At 36.9% G+C, this 20,976-nt stretch carries 20 protein-coding genes and 2 pseudogenes; 7 read left to right on the top strand and 15 right to left on the bottom strand.

The window, feature by feature from the left end; genetic code table 11:
- Positions 1–200: 200 nt before the first annotated feature.
- Positions 201–644, bottom strand: a complete 444-nt coding sequence (locus tag ACQKN4_RS04330; RefSeq protein ID WP_427482489.1) for an Lrp/AsnC family transcriptional regulator — start codon at positions 642–644, stop codon at positions 201–203.
- A gap of 141 nt (positions 645–785) precedes the next feature.
- Here ACQKN4_RS04330 and ACQKN4_RS04325 point away from each other — a divergent pair, with 141 nt between their 5' ends.
- Positions 786–1,370, top strand: a complete 585-nt coding sequence (locus ACQKN4_RS04325; RefSeq protein ID WP_427482487.1) for a DJ-1/PfpI family protein — start codon at positions 786–788, stop codon at positions 1,368–1,370.
- Between the two features lie 43 nt (positions 1,371–1,413).
- Here the strand turns inward: ACQKN4_RS04325 and ACQKN4_RS04320 are convergent, their stop codons facing one another.
- Entirely contained in the window at positions 1,414–2,265 is an 852-nt protein-coding gene (locus tag ACQKN4_RS04320) for a LysR family transcriptional regulator (protein ID WP_079563272.1), read from the bottom strand.
- Positions 2,266–2,421: 156 nt separating this feature from the next.
- Between ACQKN4_RS04320 and ACQKN4_RS04315 the strand changes: the two genes are divergently transcribed.
- On the top strand, positions 2,422–3,561 hold the full coding sequence (locus tag ACQKN4_RS04315) for an MFS transporter (protein ID WP_427482485.1): 1,140 nt from the start codon (positions 2,422–2,424) through the stop codon (positions 3,559–3,561).
- A 448-nt stretch (positions 3,562–4,009) separates the two neighbouring features.
- Here the strand turns inward: ACQKN4_RS04315 and ACQKN4_RS04310 are convergent, their stop codons facing one another.
- From ACQKN4_RS04310 to ACQKN4_RS04290, 5 genes and pseudogenes are all read right to left on the bottom strand, one after another.
- Positions 4,010–5,446: a YcdB/YcdC domain-containing protein gene (locus ACQKN4_RS04310; RefSeq protein WP_427482484.1), complete on the bottom strand. Its 1,437-nt coding sequence runs from the start codon at positions 5,444–5,446 to the stop codon at positions 4,010–4,012.
- Between the two features lie 38 nt (positions 5,447–5,484).
- On the bottom strand, positions 5,485–8,190 hold the full coding sequence (acnA, locus tag ACQKN4_RS04305; protein WP_427482482.1) for an aconitate hydratase AcnA: 2,706 nt from the start codon (positions 8,188–8,190) through the stop codon (positions 5,485–5,487).
- Positions 8,191–8,752: 562 nt separating this feature from the next.
- Positions 8,753–8,935: a hypothetical protein gene (locus ACQKN4_RS04300; protein ID WP_427482480.1), complete on the bottom strand. Its 183-nt coding sequence runs from the start codon at positions 8,933–8,935 to the stop codon at positions 8,753–8,755.
- Between the two features lie 279 nt (positions 8,936–9,214).
- Positions 9,215–9,769, bottom strand: a complete 555-nt coding sequence (locus tag ACQKN4_RS04295; protein WP_427482478.1) for a hypothetical protein — start codon at positions 9,767–9,769, stop codon at positions 9,215–9,217.
- A 164-nt stretch (positions 9,770–9,933) separates the two neighbouring features.
- A pseudogene (locus tag ACQKN4_RS04290) lies at positions 9,934–10,412 on the bottom strand (PBSX family phage terminase large subunit); the annotation flags it as partial.
- Positions 10,413–10,704: 292 nt separating this feature from the next.
- On the opposite strand from ACQKN4_RS04290, the gene ACQKN4_RS04285 reads away from it, so the two are divergent.
- Positions 10,705–11,031, top strand: a complete 327-nt coding sequence (locus tag ACQKN4_RS04285) for a hypothetical protein (RefSeq protein ID WP_427482477.1) — start codon at positions 10,705–10,707, stop codon at positions 11,029–11,031.
- 450 nt (positions 11,032–11,481) lie between these two features.
- On the opposite strand, the gene ACQKN4_RS04280 is transcribed toward ACQKN4_RS04285, so the two are convergent.
- From ACQKN4_RS04280 to ACQKN4_RS04265, 4 genes are all read right to left on the bottom strand, one after another.
- On the bottom strand, positions 11,482–11,718 hold the full coding sequence (locus ACQKN4_RS04280; RefSeq protein ID WP_427482475.1) for a DUF3953 domain-containing protein: 237 nt from the start codon (positions 11,716–11,718) through the stop codon (positions 11,482–11,484).
- A gap of 440 nt (positions 11,719–12,158) precedes the next feature.
- Entirely contained in the window at positions 12,159–12,638 is a 480-nt protein-coding gene (locus tag ACQKN4_RS04275; protein ID WP_427482473.1) for a GNAT family N-acetyltransferase, read from the bottom strand.
- 116 nt (positions 12,639–12,754) lie between these two features.
- Positions 12,755–12,967 (bottom strand): hypothetical protein, encoded by a 213-nt coding sequence (locus tag ACQKN4_RS04270; RefSeq protein WP_427482471.1) that lies wholly within the window; start codon positions 12,965–12,967, stop codon positions 12,755–12,757.
- Positions 12,968–12,994: 27 nt separating this feature from the next.
- Entirely contained in the window at positions 12,995–13,507 is a 513-nt protein-coding gene (locus ACQKN4_RS04265) for a hypothetical protein (RefSeq protein ID WP_079563264.1), read from the bottom strand.
- A 445-nt stretch (positions 13,508–13,952) separates the two neighbouring features.
- Between ACQKN4_RS04265 and ACQKN4_RS04260 the strand changes: the two genes are divergently transcribed.
- The 4 genes and pseudogenes from ACQKN4_RS04260 to ACQKN4_RS04245 form a co-directional block, all read left to right on the top strand.
- The gene (locus tag ACQKN4_RS04260) at positions 13,953–14,261 is read left to right on the top strand and encodes a hypothetical protein (protein WP_427482469.1); all 309 of its coding nucleotides are present in this window, start codon (positions 13,953–13,955) and stop codon (positions 14,259–14,261) included.
- A gap of 120 nt (positions 14,262–14,381) precedes the next feature.
- Positions 14,382–14,633, top strand: coding sequence for a helix-turn-helix domain-containing protein (locus ACQKN4_RS04255; protein ID WP_427482468.1), 252 nt, complete (start codon positions 14,382–14,384; stop codon positions 14,631–14,633).
- A gap of 31 nt (positions 14,634–14,664) precedes the next feature.
- A complete protein-coding gene (locus ACQKN4_RS04250) occupies positions 14,665–14,823 on the top strand; it encodes a hypothetical protein (protein WP_427482466.1) in 159 nt (52 codons plus the stop codon).
- Between the two features lie 987 nt (positions 14,824–15,810).
- A pseudogene (locus ACQKN4_RS04245) lies at positions 15,811–16,174 on the top strand (IS3 family transposase); the annotation flags it as partial.
- A 110-nt stretch (positions 16,175–16,284) separates the two neighbouring features.
- Here the strand turns inward: ACQKN4_RS04245 and ACQKN4_RS04240 are convergent.
- The 4 genes from ACQKN4_RS04240 to ACQKN4_RS04225 all read right to left on the bottom strand — a co-directional run.
- On the bottom strand, positions 16,285–18,360 hold the full coding sequence (locus ACQKN4_RS04240) for a serine hydrolase domain-containing protein (protein WP_427482464.1): 2,076 nt from the start codon (positions 18,358–18,360) through the stop codon (positions 16,285–16,287).
- A gap of 318 nt (positions 18,361–18,678) precedes the next feature.
- Positions 18,679–18,828 (bottom strand): DUF6138 family protein, encoded by a 150-nt coding sequence (locus tag ACQKN4_RS04235; RefSeq protein ID WP_427482511.1) that lies wholly within the window; start codon positions 18,826–18,828, stop codon positions 18,679–18,681.
- A gap of 10 nt (positions 18,829–18,838) precedes the next feature.
- Entirely contained in the window at positions 18,839–19,066 is a 228-nt protein-coding gene (locus ACQKN4_RS04230) for a DUF6138 family protein (protein WP_427482462.1), read from the bottom strand.
- Between the two features lie 799 nt (positions 19,067–19,865).
- Positions 19,866–20,976 (bottom strand): hypothetical protein (locus tag ACQKN4_RS04225; RefSeq protein WP_427482460.1); only part of this gene is annotated, 1,111 nt, incomplete at its 5' end.

Here is a 20,976-nt window from a genome sequence, read left to right as displayed (position 1 = left end):
TGCAATTATCAATGATTTATTCACTTCCCTGCACCTATTTTTCGAGAATTCAAATACTTACAATAATTGTACCTTATTCCAAATATAAAAAACAGCTAATAAAAAGCTAGACATTCTTGAATTTTTGAATGTCTAGCCTTCTTATTTTAAAATCATCTTTTTCTCCTGCTACATCTGCAATCGATATTGTTGTAGGAACATTAGTCTAAATTTTCATCAAAAGAAGTCTCAATGACCGCTTTTTTTGTTGAAGAAAGCACAATATTCGTTGAAGGCGTACCATAAGGCATTGCGTCGTCAATAAACTGCTCTAATGTTTCTACTGAATTGGTTGCAATTTTTACAATGTAACTGATTTCACCCGCGACACGATAGCATTCAAGGACATCGGGGTGTGCGTTACAAAAATCCGAAAGACTTTTACAATCAATGGATTTAAATAAAATAATGGCTTGAATGTCGCGATTAATCCTTTTTAAATTAACCCTAGCACCGTAACCTTCAATAATCCCCTGCTCTTCCAGTTTTCTTACACGTTCAATAACAGCCGGAGAAGATAAATGAACCGTAGCCGCTAATTCTTTCATCGACATTTTTGCATTTCGTTGTAATTGCTGTAAAATTTCATGATCTATTTGATCCATAAGTATCCACCTTTTTTTATAAACTAGATTTAATAAATTTCCTTTCATTATAAAGCAAATCTTCTAAATTACATTATACAGATTCTGTTATTGAATATCATTATTCATTACAATTAAACGTATAAAGGAGGCATTAACAACATGAAAAAAATATTATTACTATTAGCAAATGGTTTTGAGGCTGTTGAAGCAAGTGTTTTTACAGATGTACTTGGCTGGAATAAATGGGAGGGCGACGGCACTACAGAGGTCGTGACTGTAGGATTACATCAGCAGCTGCAATGTACATGGAATTTTAACGTAGCTCCTGAAAAATTGCTACATGAAATATCATTAGAGGATTTTGATGCACTTGCGATTCCTGGAGGCTTTGAAGAGGCTGGATTTTATGAGGATGCTTTTAGCGAGGAGTTCCAGGCGGTTGTTCGTCATTTCGATGAACACAAAAAACCTATTGCGACGATTTGTGTAGCTTCCCTCATTTTAGGTCATAGCGGAGTGCTTCATAATCGAAAAGCTACAACTTATAATCACCCAACAAGTAAACGAATAGCACAGCTGCAATCCTATGGTGCAGACATCGTCAACGAACGAGTTGTTCGAACTGAACATATTATTACATCCTCCAATCCCGGCACTGCATTCGATGTTGCATTTAGCTTATTAGAAATGTTGACAACAGTGGAAAATACAAAAAAGGTCAAGGATTTAATGGGGTTTAATTAATTAAATGAAGCTGTCTTCACGAAACGCTTGGAGACAGCTTCATTTAATTTGATATTAATTTATATAATTTCGAACCTAATTCTTTATGCTTTGTAACCAATGCAATCGTCCTGGATCTTCCAAAATTATTAATCGGTAAAGTAAAAAGTTGAAGATGGCCGATATTTTTTGCCATTAATTCTGGTACAATCGTAATCCCCATTCCAGAAGTTACTGCGCCAAAGACAAAATCCCCAAAGTTTACTTCACTAATGATATTCGGCGTGTAGCCAAGTGATTGTATTTGTTCTACTATATCCTTCCTTGAATCACAAGGAGCTTGATGAACAATAAGCGGCTCCTCACACAGTTCTTCAAGATCAACTGCTATTCTTGAATTAAAACGATGATTCAAAGGAAACACAGCATAATAAGGTTCCGTAAACAACTCCCAATTCCACAAAGATTCACCCGTATACTTTGCATCCACAAAGATTGCATCAAGTCTCCCTTTTTCTAAAGATTGTAATAGTTCATTTGAAGTATTTTGAATCATTAATGTTATTGGTCGACCAAGTTGCTTAAGTTCATTCATTTTGTTTGGCAAATAGTAAGTGGCTAAGCTAGGCAGACCACCGATCGCAATAGGATTACTTTGACTAAATTGCTGCAATTCTTCACGAATCGCTGTTAATTCAATCAAAACTGGTGTAATTCGGGTGTAGAAACGATCGCCAGCTTCGGTTAATTCGATACCAATGGAAGTCCTATGAAATAATTCCATGCCAAGATTATTCTCTAAGTTTCGTATATGTTTACTTAGTGCAGGTTGGGAAAGATTCGTAATTTGAGCAGCTTTAGAAAAACTTTTTTGATTGGCGGCAGCAATAAAGCTGTGTAACCATTCTACATTCATTGTATCCCTCCATACCCTATAACGATTTGTTATATCCTTATAAAATAGTGATTGTTCCATATTCGAGGTTTTTTAGTAACCTATTAAATATAGAAGGTGCTTCGATTATAACATAACGTTATAGGTTATCACCTTTAATTTATGGAGGTTCAATTTATGAAAAATGTTTTATTATTAGCCTTTGGCATGTTTGCCTTGGGTTTTGATGCTTATGTGATCGCAGGACTTCTCCCAGGAATTAGCGATACGTATCAAAAAAGCACATCACAAGCTGGTCAGGCAGTGAGCATTTTCACTTTATTTTACGCAATATCAGCGCCGTTATTTTCTTCTTTACTTGCCGGAAAACCTATAAAAAAAATCTTAATATGGTCAATGCTACTCTTCACAATAGCGAATAGCGTTACAGCTTTAGCTCCGACCTTTTCTATTCTTCTACTTTCGAGAGCAATTGCAGGGATTGGGGCTGGTTTATTTTCACCTTTAGCTATAGCAGCTTCTACAAAGTTCATTTCAAGTGAAAAGAAAGGAAGAGCTCTAGGATTGACTATAGGAGGTATGAGTATGGGAACAGTGCTTGGCGTTCCTTTAGGTATTTATATATCGAACTTATTTGATTGGAAAGTAACACTTTGGCTATTAGTGATAATCGGTGTCATTTCTATTTTATGTATGCATATGTTTCTGCCCGATTTCCCAACAACACCTCCCCCTGCACTAAACGAACGATTAAAAATGTTCCTGGATAAAAGAGTAACTATAACTGTATGTATAACATTTTTCGCCAGTGTTGCTAGTCTCGGATTGTACACATACCTCTCTCCCCTTTTAGAAGAAATGACAAGCTCGAGTAATTTAACAATTTACTTATGGGCATGGGGATTCGGTGGCTTGGTTGGAAGTATATTGATAGGTTACTTAATCGACTACTTCGGAAAACCAAAAACTTTAGTTACAATCATTTTATTTACTTTAACGTTATCGATTATAAGCATACCCTTAATGCTTAACTTCCCTATTTTAAAATACTTACCGTTCTTTGTCTGGGGAGCAATGGGTTGGGCATGCCAGGCACCTCAACAACATATTTTACTATCACAACAGCCGAATAACGGAAGTTCGGCAGTGGCATTAAACAGTTCTGTAAATTATTTAGGTAGTGCAATAGGCGCAAGCTTAGGCGGGGTCGTATTGTCTTTACAGTTGGGAACAATAACATTGATTTATTTTGCAGTAATTTCTATGTCATTCGCGATTTGTTTACAGTTTTATAGTATGAAGAAATTTAGCGGATAAACTGATTTGATCATTGCGGCTCTAACCGTCTAATTGATGATTCTAACCATTAATTAGACGGTTAGAGTCGCAACTTTTTGGTTTTACGTTTCATTTTCGTGAGATATCCGTCATTTCATCGGGGTTATTCTTCATTCAATCGGGGCAATCTCTCGTTTAGAGGGTTCTTTCCGTCGCACTGACAGTTCTATCCGTCACTTTGACGTTTCTATCCACGATTTTGACGTTTCTATCCACGATTTCGGCAGTTCTATCCACGATTTTGATTAATTTCTAGACCGACCCTTTCATTTTGAAAGAAGTAGAAAAAAACCGACTTCCCAGGAAATCGGTTCTGTACCAAGTGCAACTGACTACTGTTCCGAACAATAACTTTAATCCGCACCACCTATAGTGATTGGAAACTTCTGTACTGTCGCTTTGCTTCCATATAGTAAAAATCAATTCACTAAACATTACTGACAATAATTTCGCCAGTAGTCGCGTCAATACACCGGATAGGTAACTTAGTTTGTCGATCACACGCTTGATAGATAAGTTGATAAGACTCAATTTCGTCATCGTAATTTTTGTCCCAAACCAATTGAAAATCGATATTTTCTAGAAATTGACGATTCGCTTTTTCCAAAGAAATAGCTGGTACTGTAGTCATTTGGCGAAGTTCATCCAAATCAAAATTCGGTCCACTATAATAATCAATCAGTCCAGTTGTACAATTTACAACGACAATCACCATATCAGCAATAGGTAATCCTTGATTATGGGCATGGAATATAAATGAGTCTGATTCTCTTTCATCCTCTTCTTCATCTCCTCGAATTAATCGTTGAAGATAAGGATAGTAGTCCGGAATTACTTTTTGTAAAAAGTCTATTGCTTTTTCATAACATGCTTCATGATTAAGCTGTAGATTTCCTAAGCGTTTATGCAACCATCCAAAGCTTTGTATATTACCAGTTTTTTTTGAAATAAAAGTTTTTACTGTATCTTCTGACTGCATTTTAAAAAAGCTGTTCATCGTTAAATCTTTTTTTTGCATCTCCCAATTCCGCTTACGCCACACCATCCCTAGCTCTGGCCCTATATCTACTTCTCGAATAAGCTCCAGTTCATCTGTAATGCCAATGATCGCTTCATTAGTTACTTCATTGGCCGTAAAGTTAGCTGGCAAAGGAGGAAGAGCAGCATAACTTTCAGGCTCATTTTCATCATGAATGATCTTTAAAGTTGGTTTTAATGCATCTGCTTTAAAATTTAAAAATGAATGTACCTCATACACGAGATGAAGTCCATCCTTCGTCACATTGTAAACATCGCGAGATAATTTTGTTATTACTAGTTGTAATGCCAACGTATTACGCACATATTCCATTAGACTTTCCTTGGAAACTAGTTTTAAAGGGATTTCAGGACTCGTCTTAACACCGTCGTATCTAAATTTAACAATATCGCCAAATGCATCAACATCAATAAAACAACCAGCTTGTGCTAATGGTACACCCATAACAAACTGTTCAAAAGAAAAGCGTTCTACACGCGACAGTTTTTTCTTTTGAGAAAGTGTTAAGTCTTTTAAAGCTTCTGGATAATGAATGAGTAAAAATTGTTCCGCACTCCTTTTCTTATCTTCAGTAGAGATAGAATAAGCCTCAGGAACAGTATCATTAGTTTCAATTGATAAATATACGAGATGACCAGTGCAATCTAACTCAACAGTCATACTTTCATCCTGTTGTTCATTCGCCCATGAGAACATCACTCTCTCGTCTGCAGAATACTCTTCTATGATTAGCTCATAGTGACTCGGTAACGGAACAATGGATAAAGCACGTTTTTTCAATTCATCTTTTTGCAAACCAATGCCTCCCCTTTTATGTATAAACAAAAACCGACCTCCTAAGAGATCGGTTTTTATTTAAATGATTATTGAGCAGCTTTTGCGCGAAGAACCATTTGTAGGATACCACCGTGACGGTAGTAGTCTACTTCTACTTCTGAGTCGAAACGAGCTAAAGCTTGGAAAGTTTTAACTGAACCGTCTTCAGATTTAGCAGTTACTGTTAAGATTTCACGTGGTTTCACGTTGTCAGTAATGTTAACAGAGATTTCTTCTTTACCAGTTAAGCCTAGAGTATCAGCAGATTCACCTGGCATGAATTGAAGTGGAAGAACACCCATCATTACTAGGTTAGAACGGTGGATACGCTCGTAAGATTGTGCGATAACTGTTTTGATACCAAGTAAGTTAGTACCTTTAGCAGCCCAGTCACGAGAAGAACCCATACCGTAGTCGTTACCAGCAAGTACTACTAAGCCAGTACCTTGTTCTTGGTATTTCATACATGCGTCATAGATGTACTCTACTTCACCTGTTGGCCAGTAAGTAGTGAAACCACCTTCTGTACCAGGAGCAACTTGGTTACGGATACGGATGTTTGCAAATGTACCACGCATCATAACTTCGTGGTTACCACGACGAGAACCGTAAGAGTTGAAGTCACGGATAGCAACACCGTTTTCGATTAAATATTTACCTGCAGGTGTATCTTTACCGATTGCACCAGCTGGAGAAATATGGTCAGTTGTAATTGAGTCACCGAACTTCGCCATTACGCGTAAGCCTTCTAAGCCTTTAATAGCTTCTGGATCTTTTGCAAGACCTTGGAAGAATGGTGGGTTTTGGATGTAAGTTGATTTGTCATCAAATGTGTATAGAGACTCAGTTGATGTTTCAATTGCATTCCATTTTTCGTTCGCTGTGAATACAGTTTCGTATTCTTTTTGGAATAATTCACGGTTAACTACAGTACCTAATACTGCGTTAACTTCTTCAGTTGAAGGCCAGATATCAGCGAAGAATACATCGTTGCCATCTTTGTCTTTACCGAATGAATCTTTTTGTAGGTCAACATCCACAGTACCAGCAAGTGCATAAGCAACAACAAGTGGTGGTGAAGCTAAGTAGTTAGCTTTTACAAGTGGGTGTACACGGCCTTCGAAGTTACGGTTACCAGAAAGAACTGAAGTTACGAATAAGTCGTTCTCTTTGATAGCGTCTTCGATTTCAGGAAGTAATGGACCTGAGTTACCGATACATGTTGTACAACCGTAACCTACAGTGTTGAAACCGATTTCGTCAAGGTAAGTTTGTAAACCTGAATCTTCAAGGTAACCAGTTACTACTTTAGAACCTGGTGCTAAAGAAGTTTTTACCCATTTAGGCACAGTAAGACCTTTTTCTACAGCTTTTTTCGCAACTAAGCCCGCAGCGATTAATACGTATGGGTTAGATGTATTTGTACAAGAAGTGATTGCAGCGATTGCTACAGCACCTGTTGGGATTTCTACATCACCTTCAGCGAATTTAGCTACAGAAGTTTTTGCGAATTCATCTTCAGTTAAACCGAAACCTTGTGTACCTTGTGGTGCCACTACTACTTCTTTGTAACGAGTACGCATTTGAGATAGTGGAATTAAGTCTTGTGGACGTTTAGGACCAGAAAGGTTTGGTTCGATTTCAGCTAAGTTTACTTCTAATACGTCAGTGTAAACTGGCTCTAAAGTTGGATCGAAGAACATGTGGTTAGACTTTAAGTAAGATTCTACAACCGCGATGTGCTCTTCGTCACGACCAGTTAAACGCATGTAGTTTAATGATTCTTCGTCAATTGCGAAGAAACCACATGTAGCACCATATTCAGGAGCCATGTTAGAGATAGTCGCACGGTCAGCTAGTGGTAATTTAGTTACGCCAGGTCCGAAGAACTCAACGAATTTACCAACTACGCCACGTTGACGTAATACTTGAGTTACTTTTAATGCTAAGTCAGTAGCAGTAGTTCCGTTTGGAAGATCGCCAACTAATTTAACACCGATAACTTCTGGAATTGGGAAGTATGAAGGTTGACCAAGCATACCTGCTTCAGCTTCGATACCACCAACGCCCCATCCAAGAACACCGATACCGTTGATCATTGTTGTATGTGAGTCAGTACCTACTACTGAGTCAGGGAATGTTTCGAAAGTACCGTCAGCATTTTCGTTTACGTGTACAACTGGAGCTAAATACTCTAAGTTTACTTGGTGAACGATACCAGTTGCTGGTGGTACAGCACGGAAGTTATCATAAGCAGTTTGAGCCCATTTTAAGAAGTTATAACGCTCAGCGTTACGTTCGAATTCTAGGTCCATGTTTGCTGCTAATGCAGATGCATTACCGTATTTGTCAACTTGTACTGAGTGGTCAATTACAAGGTCAACTGGAATAGCAGGGTTGATTTTGCTTGGGTCGCCGCCCATTTCTTTCATTGCAGAACGTAGAGAAGCAAGGTCAACTACTACTGGTACACCAGTGAAGTCTTGTAATACTACGCGAGAAGGTTTGAATGGTACTTCAGCTTCTGGATTTGCGCCGTTACCCCATTTTGCTAATTCGTTTACGTGCTCTTCATTGATAACATATGCATCATATTGACGTAAAACTGATTCTAATAATACTTTGATTGAGTAAGGAAGGTTTGAAACTTTTGCAACGCCAGCTTTTTCAATCGCAGCTAAGTCATAGTAATTATAAGTTTTACCATTAACTTCGAATGATGCGCGGCTGTTGTGTAAATTACCTTGTGCCATTTGCGGATCCCCCTAAATATCTTTTTGAAAAGGCCTATATAAATTGTTAAAGCATCTTTTCTCCAATACCCATGATAGCTCATTTTTATTCATAAGTAAATTACATTAATATTATCTTTTTCAATAAGCAATACTTATGACATTGGTTTCTAACCAAATGTATTTAATTTTTATGGGTGCATAACATCAAGGTTTTGCAAATCGGAGATTTTTATACCTTCCTATTTAAGTGTATTTAAATGCATTTAACTGGGGCGCTTTTTGAGGCTCTTTCTGGGGCACGTAGTTTTTTTATAAATGACGCCTCACCTTTTAAAATATAATATTTAACAATAGTTCGGACAGGTATATTATATAGTAAAGAACTTAACAAAGAAAATAATTTACAACAACTAGAATTTTGTATAGATAAGCATGTTCACACAAAAATCATAAACAGATTACTCATTATTTTTCAATGAGTGACTTTTAATGTATTAATTGATATCTTTTACAATACTTTAGCTCACGGATAGCTTTTATCATCTGTTCAGCGTATCCTCTTCTTTTGAGCACTTGGACCTCATGTTAAACCTTCAGCATCCTCCATCTTCGCGTCTTGTATATCATTAAATGAAATACGTTTTACTGATATATCTGTATCCAGTAATAGTTCCTTTTTGAGTGGATCCATTCCAAATACTAATCCAGTTTTGTCATGCATTTGATTGTTGCTCCATAGCGATAACGTAATCATTTTTTGCATTAGCACGTTGTAAAGTCTGTTCTATTTCCTCAAACTCGCACTCGGTTAAATCACGTTTCTTTTCATGGAATTGCTCTTTCTTTTATTCTCTTATCATTACAAGGTGTTCAGGCAACATCATCGCTGTCCACTTCATTGTCCGGTCTTTAATAAGAACATTTGTTTCTGTTTCGGCAAGTAGAAATTTACGAAATAAAAAAAGACCAAGCTCAAAATTATTGATTGCCTAGCCCTTCTCATTTGTTTATATGATTACTAAGTAGTTCACCTTTCCTAATTTCATATGAAAATAGTTCTCTGAAACTCGCGATGTAACACCGTATTCCCTTCTTGAGGTATACCTAAATTGTTAATACCCCAAGTATTTACAATACATGGATCACCTGGAATGATCGGATCAGTTGGAAAGACTGGATTAGGTGGCAATGTCACCAGTACTTCATAACATGGATCACCTGGTAGCCAAGGATTTTGCGGAGTTGCATGAACGACAAGTAGCTTTTTTGCTGGAATTGTAAAAGTAAGAGGCGTTGGTGTTCCATTAAAAAGTGAAGGTTGAGATTCTCCACATAAGAAGGCTTCTTTTGGCATCTCTTCTTGGGCACAATTTTGCCAATCTAATACCGATACAGTTACTGTTTGTGGTGCGTCTGATTTATTTAAAAGTGTGACAACAATCGTCTCTGTAGCTGGATTTCTCCAAATTGCTCCCGTCGTAATAGTATTTGGAACTGAAGGCTGAGCAAAATTCCCACGACAAATAGGACATGAAGAAACTTTATTTAAACGAACTACATTTTTTGTGCAATCGCAATTACAACAAGATTCCATCATCGCATTGCTCCTTTTTAAATTTCAGCTTAATAATATTAGTTTATGATAAATGATTCATAAAGTTTAGGTTATTTGCACTGTAACAATTTAGTAATTCAGGAACACTAACATTGCATCTGTTATAACTTAAATAATCTTTCCCTAACAATAAATACAGACCCTATCAAGATCATAAACAAGTCTAGTGTCGGGTGTCGCAAACGACCGAGCAACTCTTTAAAGCCTGAATACTTAATCTCACTACATTCCTCTAGCCAAATGAGTGATATGTTGTTGATGGATTTTAGCTTTTCTGGTTTATCCATGCCCTGGAAGATTACCTTCGAGCCGTTCGGAAACTTCACTGTCATTGGAGATGAACTCGTCTTTACTTTTCCGGATAACCCTAAGTCCTCAATAATTTCTGTAAACAAAGGAAACGTACTGTCTCTATGCGTATCGCAAACTTCACGAACGACTAGAGCTGCACGTTTTCTTCAAGTAATTTTAAAAGTTGTTTCAATGAAACATGGTAGGATTTCGAAGAACTCTCCCCACCGACAAGTAGTTGAGTTTTACAACGCCAGTCGAAAAGGAAATCTTCGAAATGCGGATTTACTTCTTTCTCGACTGCTGTCGTCAATTCTTGCTCAACTCCTTTCATGGTATTTATTATCGAACAAACACCTAAGAAAAAAAATATATCTTAAATAAAATAACAGAAAATCATACAGGGAGAGATTATTTTGAATCCATGTAAAAAAAATTGTTCGTGCGACCGTTGTAAACCATGTTTACAGTCAACAATAAAGGCGATAGATTCATGTCAAGTACAACCAGTACCTTCAGTACCTCTACCGGCATATGGAAATTTTTTTCTGGCACAGTTCGTAACGCTTAATACTAATCAACCAATGCCATGGAACGGTACTGGACGAACGGCTGGAGGAATAACTTTGAATCCTGATACAGTTACGATTGAAGTCGCCCAGGCTGGTGATTATTATATTGATTACTATGTACTTGTGCTACTTGAGTTAGGTATTAGCAATGCTGCAATTCTGGGATTATTTGTGGATGGAAATGAGGTCAATCCTATCCAAACTAGATATGCTGCTGAATCCGACGAACCCGACAGGGATTTATGCATACCAATTTCTGGGGGAACAATTATATCTATCCCTGCCGGTGGAACTGTCCAATTAAGGAATCTAGGACTCCCCCTTTCGACTTGCGATGGTCCTGCTCTAGCTGCTTCAATTAACCTGATTAAATTAAATTAAATTAATCAGGTAAGAAGGTCGATTATCATTTTTTTAAAATCGACCTTATACATTTTATGAATAGACTATACGTTCCCAGTTAACATAATAGAATTTCATTGGAACATTTTTCTACAAATTCTACTTTCAAAACCACATCAAACTCTACCCTATCGCTTACTAGTGCATGCCAGTTCTCTTCGGTATCTACTGTTCCTGAGATACTTACTCACCCGCAAACTAGTCCATTATAGCTGTTTGATGCAGTTTTCAAAGCAAAAGAAAAAGCCTCCATCCTGAGATGAAAGCTTTGATATTGTGGTATTTGTCGAGTTAGCTCACTTACGACACCGTGGTAGAGCTACACCACGTTATATCGTAAAGCAAATTGTGTTAGTGCATTTCCGTGCACTTGTAGTAAGTTTGACTGAATTATGGAAAGTGGACGAGGTTCACATAAAAACCACTCCTTTATTTAATCCATATGAAACTTTGAATTGACACATATACTGAAAATAAAAATAGCCCGATCAGTAACCAACCATAAGCTTTTCTCTCTCTTTGAAATTCTTTAATTCCTAAAGTTAGGCCAAATAAGCCTAAGAAGAATATCATTAGGAAATTCAGTTGGTAATCACGTCTGATAAGTCCATAAGCTGAAAGAGATATTCCTATGATTGCAAAAACAATTTGTAAAATTTTCAGCATAATATTCCAATCCTCTTAAATTTCATTTTTTTATTTATCATACAATAAAAAAGAGGTTATGGTAATGACTGTAAATTCATAGCCTTTTATATTAATTAAGATATATAATCCTTTAAAAAATATGGGCCGGCAATGTATGTCTTGCCTCGAACAAGTTTATGAGGTCGCGGGTCGGTCGTCAACCTGTCTTTACCTAATATTTAGGATTTCATAAACACCAAATGGGGAAAACATTACCACAACGTCCTCCCTCACAGTTTACACGTTAATTTCATACATACATAAAATGTAACGTTTGATCCAAATGATACTCTTGCGCCATTTGATACATGTTATTTAGCTAATTCTTCAAGAAATGATGCTAAACTTTCCGCAAAACATAAAACCAGAGTTAATCTACAAAATGTGGAATCAGCTCTGGTGACGATGGTAGTTTAATATTATTTTATTAATTGTCTCATGATAATTTCTTCGCCGATACGTCCTATTAGCCTCTCATTTGTATCTTCAAATCCTACTTTTAAATATAGTTTTTGTGCCGGTATATTATCTTTATCTACAACTAAAACAATTTCATCGCAATTAGAGAATTCTGTTTTAACAAACTCAACTAGTAATGCCATTCCTTGTTTTGCGTAACCTTTTCCTTGCTCTTTATGATTAATTGATAATGCAGTTAATAACAAAGCATTCAAATTATTAGAGTATTTCTTTACTCTTTCATTTGAATTTAGGAGAAAGAAACCAACGGGTGTATTATCACTTAAAATAACAATACGATACTGTCCTTCATTAATTTCCTCAAATTTGCTTGGAAGTGCAGAAAATTGTTTTTGTTCTTCTGTAAGTACAAAAGAGTTCAATTCTTTCAAATATTCACTTGAAAAATGTTTTAATTCGACTCTTTTCAATTTTTCCATAGCATAATTCTCCATTCATTTTTTCTATACTTTACCACTTAATTAGGTTTTGGTCATTCATTTATTCGAAATTTCAAAATATAATATCGACGTAAATATTTTGCTTTTTCAACAGTCTATTGCTCCGTTAGGCATACTAAGAGTATTTTATATAGCACACTAAAAGGGGCTTTACGCCCCATCATCATTTGTTTTACTATAATGTCTCTTGTACGAATAATCGTTGTACTAGAAAGTTTCATGTGCTTGCCAATTGCTCTCATGCTATTCCCGTTAAGAAGTCTGTGAAGTACCTCAATTTCCCTATCCCCATGCACTAATTTCGCCATACAAAAACACCCCCAAATTTAGATTTATTACTCTAACTTTTGGGGTACAGCACCTGAGTGGTCTATTTTGTTATAGTAGCCTATCGCACTATTAAAAGGGTCAGCACCAAACCAAGTTTGAGTATCATTTTCTTCTGTACATGGTTGAATCCAACAAACGCCAAAAGCAAATTTTCTAGCTGCCGTCTCTTGAAATGTTATATATTTAATTCCATCACTTAAATAATCCCCGTTATAATCAAAATAATCGGGTTTATTGGTAAATTCCCCCTCTACTCCAATTGTGAGTTTTATATCATTCTTGTAAAAAGAAATCGCTTCGTATCTTTCCCCACTTTCGATTTCTCCCTTTACATTTATCGAAGGTATGCGACATGTAATTTCTTGATTGTTAAATTCACTTTTGTAATTATAATGAATTAAATATCTACCATTTGCATCTGGACAATACGTTTTTAAATTATCTAATTTTATAGCAGTAAATTCAACTTCCTCACCATTAATGAATACTTTAATAGCACCTAAAGGAGTTAACAACATTATTATCACCCACTTATTTTTCTTTACTATTTTAATAATATCTTATACCACTTTCATTTGGATAACTTTTCCCATCTTCCATTTCAGCCAGTTTTCTAAATTAGGCTAACTTTTTTTAATAGCTAATCACATACAAGAAACTCAGAGTCGTCATACATTATCAATTTTAAACTTTAAAGTTCTAGTTTGAATAACTTTCAATATTCTATCTGAATATCCATCCCAATTTTATCAAAATTCTAATGTTATATATTTACCCTCTTTTTCAAAATAATTATACATAAATGGAACTTAATTGTTATAATTGTATTATATTTTTAATTTTGTTAGGGTATTTTCATTTAGAGATTTAAGAGATTAAATAAAAGAAGCATTTGGAACATGTTTATTGTCCGAACAATTTTGATTTAATGGAATTAAACATTAGTGGATTTAGAGGATATTCATGAAAATGGTTCATAAGAAAAACATAACAGGTATAATTGAAAAAATGAAAAATTTGCATATAAACGATCCAACAATCGAAATTTATTGGGATACGTTGGTATCAAAATTTAGTGATGAAAAAAATACAATTCAATTTTTGGATACATGTACTGAAGAAGAAGCTTATTGGGTCTCTTCAGTCTTTGACGACTTAGCACACGTATATCAAAGTAAAGATTATGCTGAGTGCCTAAAAAGATTAGAAAAAAAATATCCTAATTTATTAATATCATATGATATTGAGTTAGCTGAATCATATCTTCAATAAAAATAGAGGTGAACTGTTTGGCTAATGTATCTTTAGTTATAACTATTGCAACATTTATAGTAATTGGCGCAACAATCGTTACAATACGAAAAAGCAAAAAACTCTAGGTGGGTAAATCCAATGACACAAAACTATTCTTTCGATACAAAAGATGAATTTATTAACTTGGTACAATCTGAAATATTAAATACATCAGAAGCGTTAGAGGAACTTAATATATCTCGTCAGGCGTTAAATTCTCTTGTAAAACGAGGCAAATTAGTTCCAGTAAAGGAATTAAGTCGAGATAGATTATTTTTAAGGGAGGATATAGAAAACCGAAAAGATTTCTCTAGTATGCGTAAATCTAAAAATAAAACTTATGGTGAATAAAAAATCTATAAAAATATACGGAGGTTCAATAATGAATAGCAAAACACCTGATATAGACAGCCCATTATTTAAAATAATTGATATTGCTGAAGCTTCTGTAATATGGGGAGTGTCTCAGCCATACATTAAATTGTTTTGTTCAAAAGAGGAGGTTATTTGTCGTAAGGTTGGTCGTACTTTGGCTACTTGAAAAAGATCAGCCTAATCCAAGAAAATATGAATCACATTCAATGTAATTCCCAGGAAAAGGAAGTGAACAAAGTGGATTACGTATAATTACTAGCTTACAAGACTTTTAATGCTTATTCTAATTACTACTACTGCAAAAACGAAGAACAGAAAAGTAGAGATTAATGCGTCCTAAGTACTTAGTATTTATATCCACTAAAACTATGCGAATAACACTCACACGAATAGCTAATATCCTCATCATCGTATCTCTAACGATTTTAATACCTCGCACAACGGATTTTAATAATTTAACAATGTCAGACTATATATTCTTATCACTTTATATCTTTATTATAATTCTTTTCATAGTTAACACCGTACTAGAAATAATTAATAAAAGAACAAGTGATAATGTATGAGTAAAAAATACCTGAAATAGTTAGTTATTTGGTAAAAGATACAATCGTAGCATCCAAATTATATGGATTGTTTGTTGAAAGTGAATAAACACAAAGCCAGGTACTCACTTATATGAGTGCCTGGTTTTTGATTAATATAAATAAGCAATAGCTTTTCCACTTTTGTTATTAGTGCTCGCTTGGCAAAACGTAATACCTCACATTTTGTTTTTACGGTCAAATCGCCAAAAATTTCCACCTGAATTTTTACCCACTTTAATACCTCAATGTTTATCTTTGTTAAGGTTTTATATTGTCGAAATCATTTCTAGCACTTTTAATAAATCACTGTAAATATTTATGTAGACTTTCGACATTTTTAGCTTTCCGAGCGATGAAAAGTCGAGTTGCAAAGTTCAAATATACTAGTTATTATCGTTAAACTCACTACGATTATGTATTAAAGATAATCCATCACCAGCCTTCTTAAAATCAAGTTTTGCAAAGGTATTAACTCCATTTAATTCTTTACCGAACCGATAATACGTTTATATACTCAAACTGTCCCAGGTAAGGAGTACTTCCCCACCTAGTATGGCACTTAGCGCCTACCAGAAGAGCACCAGCTAATGATGCAGTCAGATCAAGGCTGGCACTATCAAATGAAAAAATATCGTCATACGCTTCAGCCAAGAGGAATTAAACAAAGTATGTCTCGAATAGGAAACTGTTACGACAATTCCGTCATAGGGAAATTCTTTGGCATTTATGAATTCAGAATTTCTATACATTAAAGAGTTTGAAAGTGTAGCGCATTTTAAAACTGAATTAGAAAAATACAGAACGTATTACAGTATAAAACGAATTAAGGTTAAATTAAAAGGCATGAATCCAATACAATATCGAATTCATGCCCATCTGCTGCCGAATGAGAAAACTATGTCTAACTTTTGGGATATAGTTCATTTTTAGTGGCTTTTGTTTATTATCTTCTATATATTTCCGAGTTAAGAATGCAGTCAAATTAGCCCGAATTATCTCTGTGTCGTATTGGTTTTGTTGAAGTCGTTCTTGAATTAAAGTTAGTTCAACGTGATTCCAAATTCCGAGTTCGGTGCGCCAGCAAATACAACCGTTCCGTTCTTCGGCAGTTTTACTTTGTTATCGCCATCCACAACAGTAAAATTGACGCATACACCATTCTCATCATACACCGCGAACGAACTCTTTGATGGCAACGCCACTGTCATCGTTTTCCCTGCTGCCGCTTGTGGGATTGTAAACCATTTCGCATGCCCATTTGCTTGCAGCGTAAATTTGGATGATTGGCTTGCATCTAGCGGTTTTACGTTGGATTCACTTACGTATAAATATCCGGACATCTCCATATATTCATCGCCGCCTTCTGTATAGAAACGGGCTTCCGACGTATCACGGCCAAACATCCCAGGTATTTGGAGCTGATGCATCGCCGTGTTAGGGCCTGTAATTTTTTGGCTTCCCCAATAGCCCGCTATGCCTTCCTTGCTGTTGATTTGTGCGGTAAGCATCATTAAATATTGCATAGAACTAAATTTCTCGCTCACAAGATAGAACTTGACACCTTCCCGCTTTGCCCATGCGGCAGCGGTTTCCTTCGATAGCACATAGTATCCTAGTTTCTCGGCTGCATAGTGAGTAATCGCTACTTGCCCTAAACCTGGCGCCGATACATATGTACTCTCCTTCAAATAAGTTCGTCCATTCTTCTCAGTGACGAAATTAAACTTGGCGGTACCTTCCTCATTAATAAAGCTTCCATCAGCAGTATATACATATTTTTCTCCTGGATTTGAAGGGAAGATCAGTTCACCATTCTTCGTAATTTCTATTTTGAATTGACTGATACTATTGCCGTAATAACCTGCTTTCTTTGCTACGTCATGAGGCATCTTGGCCTTGACCGGCTTGCCAAAGGATTTGTTCGGCTTGATATCCTTAATTGCGCCCTTCTCTTTAAGCGCAGCGAGCAGTATTTCAGTCGCCATCAATTGATTTGTAGTGCTGCTACCGCCAGATGACAATACAGCCACTGCCATCTTCTGTTCAGGAAGTACGACCAGTGAAGCATGTTGCAGTATCGTGTCGCCGCCTTTAGCCAAGCCCTTTATCCCATATTCACTGAATGGATATAGTTTCACACTATCCCAGCCAAGACCATAGTTGGAAGTGTTATCTTCATCCCCCGGCCACACTCCTTTTTTATATTCCTCTTGCTCCATCGCCTTGATTGCCTGATCAGAGAGGATTCCTTTTTCCTGCCCCATAAATATTTGTGAGAATCGCACCATATCTTCTGCTGTGGAAGAAATCCCTCCCGTCCCAATCACATTCACCGTTTCAGTAGGAAGCTGCCCTTGGTACATTGGAGAATAAAGTCCAGCCCGCTTATCGTCTTCCCATTCGTCCTGCGGCGTTTTCGTATGATTTAGCTTTAAGGGTTTTGTAAACCGTTGATGTATAAATTCGGTAAAGCTCATACCGCTGACTCTTTCCACCATAATCTCAGCTAGCGTAAAACCATCGTTGCAGTATACCGAGAACGCGCCAGGATCCGCCTTCAATTGCTGGTTGGACAATTGCTGCAACAAGTTATCATGCGCATAGGTATCATTATCTTTAAATAAAAATGAACTACTAAGCGTACTACCTTGCAAGCCGGAGGAGTGGTTCAACAGCATACGTGGCGTAATGCTTCTGTAACGCTCGTCTTTCATCTTGAAATCAGGAACATAATGGACGACAGGAGCATCCAAATCGACTTTTCCTTCATCGACCAATTTCATTACAGCCGCTGTTACATACATTTTACTGACTGAACCAATCCCGTATAGGGTATCTTTGGTCAGCGGCTGTTTCCCTTCCATATCGTTCTTGCCTGTCTGACCCGACAAAATAAGTTTACCATTATCAATTAGCGCATACTGCACGCTAGTCGTCTCATAGGTTTGCGTAAGTAGAGTAGCCTTCTCTGTCGCAATCTTCTTCAGTTCTTGACTAGCTAAATCTTGGCTAGCCATAACTGTAGTCTGACTGCTAGAAGACGCCATCGCCCCTGTTGGTAGGCTCATCGTTAACGCTAATGTAGCGGCTAACACCAAAGATAGTTTATTTTTCATGATAGAAATACCTCCTTGATTTCTAGATATACACTTCCTCAAACAATAATGAATGCACAATTTTTTGTTTACTTTAACACCTTGATTCCCTCCTCAATAAGAAATATTTCCCATAAATAGAATATCAAAGTTTAACTTTCTCGTAAATACAGTGATAGACTGATACCATGTTGGGCTTATAGTTGATGATGACTAAGTAAATTAAAAAGACCAGCTCGGCTAAATTAGCTTTGCTGGTCATCTTCTATTTTGCAGCTACAACATTTGCCCTGTTAACCCCTTAGTCCTATTGCAATAGCCAATTTATCCAAGAGCTGGCTATCTGCGCCAACTAGTGAGCCACTTTCCTCGATTTCCTTTGGTTTTGGCAGCTATTTTCTTCTGCTTGTCCGGCACGCCCCAGATTAAGTATACGATATGCTCAACCTCGTAATCCTGAAGACCACGAACTTGATTTAGCAGCAGCATGAGATGCCTCTCATTTTCCATATCGATTTAGATTTTCAGTTTCATCGAATACACACTTCACTAGCGTAGGAATCGTTTCCGCGTTAGAACCTTGCCACTCGGCAAAAGCGACCGTGAAGTCGTTCTGAACGGACCAGTGTTCTTCGTCCATTGCCATATATTCTTCTACAAACGGAAAATAAGTATGGTCCTTCAATCCGAGGCCGAAGACTGCATAACTACCTGGCATGCAATTCATTCTACTAGAAGCGTGTGTTTGTTATAATGTATTAATTTCCTTTAGTATTTGATAGAGTCGTGGATTTTGAGAAATATATTTAATATTACTCGCAATGTTCCAACTTCTCTCCGTATCATCTGCAACCAATCGCTCTTATTCCCTTGATGTCCAAACCTTGTGATTTTCTTTAGTTGTGCCATATTTATAATTAGAATAGAAAATCATCAGAGTTGACCTCTATCGGTCCCTTACTATTTGCAAATGAATCTTCAACCAGCGCATTGTTTTTTATCTGCCATGAAAGTTATTTGGAAAAATGATTACTCAGGTTAGGAAATAAGAAATAATTTCCCGGGTAAGCGCAAGAAATGACAAGTTTAGTCTTAATTTCAAACAACAAGCGACTGGTTTTATCATTATTCTTCGCAATTCTGAACATCCAAGCAGGAAATAAAACTCTGATTTGTACATCATTCATCCAATCGCACCACTTAATCTAGTAGATAATCAATAAAGATTTTCACCCTAAAAATTTCCCCAAGGGGAACTGTATGCCATTCCAAATCAACCTTCTCCTAATCATATTGCTGAAATTGTTCTGTAATATCTCTTTATATGTATCAATTGGTGCTAAACTTTTACGTTTGAACAAAAATAAAAGTTTACTTGTACCACCGCTATTACACGCAGATTTCCCATAAAAAATAAAATTTATTAAATTTGAAATATTTTCTCCCCAGTAAAAACTGGGGAAATTAATTTTTACTTGTTGAAATTTCAAATTGATGTTTTTGTTTTAATCAAAAAAATTAAATCACTACGTATTTAATAAGATTGTCACAGAAACACCATTTGAAAAAGCCCCACCTGTTGTAGTGAGTTGAACTGAAAGGAGTGTACAACTATTAATTGTTAAATTTGCAGATGTTGTTGAGCAACAATTCGGTGTTATAGACGAGTTTGGTCCTGTAACTGTGGCTATAACTCCAGTTGCTATCGGAGCAGTAAATCCACAGTTTGAACTTGTGAATATTTGGGCAGAAGCAGTTTGTCCAGCACTTAGAGCATGGTCACGTATATTCAAAGTTATACTTTTTATCGTAGCGTTCTCTGGAACAACTAATGAATTTTTTACGAATGAAGCTGAGGCTGTACCTGGTCCAAGAAAGTCATTATTTGCAATTGATTGATCCGTAGAAAGAAAAATTTCCATTAATCCAGAACCACTTGGTCCCGTTGTTCCGGTTACTCCTTGTAGGCCTGTTGCTCCTGTTATTCCGGTTACCCCTTGTGGCCCCGTTGCTCCTGTTGTTCCGGTTATTCCTTGTGCTCCAGTTACTCCCGTTGTTCCGGTTACTCCTTGTGGGCCTGTTGCTCCTGTTGTTCCTGTTACCCCTTGTAGTCCAGTTACTCCTTGTGAGCCTGTTGCTCCTGTTATTCCGTTTACCCCTTGTGGGCCGGTTACTCCGGTTGCTCCGGTTGATCCATGTGCTCCTGTTGCTCCCGTTGTTCCGATTTCTCCCTGTGGGCCCGTGCCCCCCCTAAATCCCTGGGGACCTATATCTCCTGCAGACCCGGTATGACCTCTTACTCCTTGTGATCCTGTTTCTCCTACCAATCCTTGTGCTCCTGTTTCTCCCACCAATCCTTGTGGACCTGTTGCTCCCACCAATCCTTGTGGACCTGTTGCTCCTACTAATCCTTGTGCTCCTGTTGCTCCTACTAATCCTTGCGGGCCTGTTGCTCCTACCAATCCTTGTGCTCCTGTTGCTCCTACTAATCCTTGTGCTCCTGTTGCTCCTACTAATCCTTGTGCTCCTGTTGCTCCCACCAATCCTTGCGGGCCTGTTGCTCCTACCAATCCTTGTGCTCCTGTTGCTCCTACTAATCCTTGTGCTCCTGTTGCTCCTACTAATCCTTGTGCTCCT

Origin of the sequence: Lysinibacillus sp. NPDC093692, from assembly GCF_050280125.1 — a bacterium.
Classification (GTDB): domain Bacteria; phylum Bacillota; class Bacilli; order Bacillales_A; family Planococcaceae; genus Lysinibacillus.
This window is presented reverse-complemented; position numbering and strand designations above follow the sequence as displayed.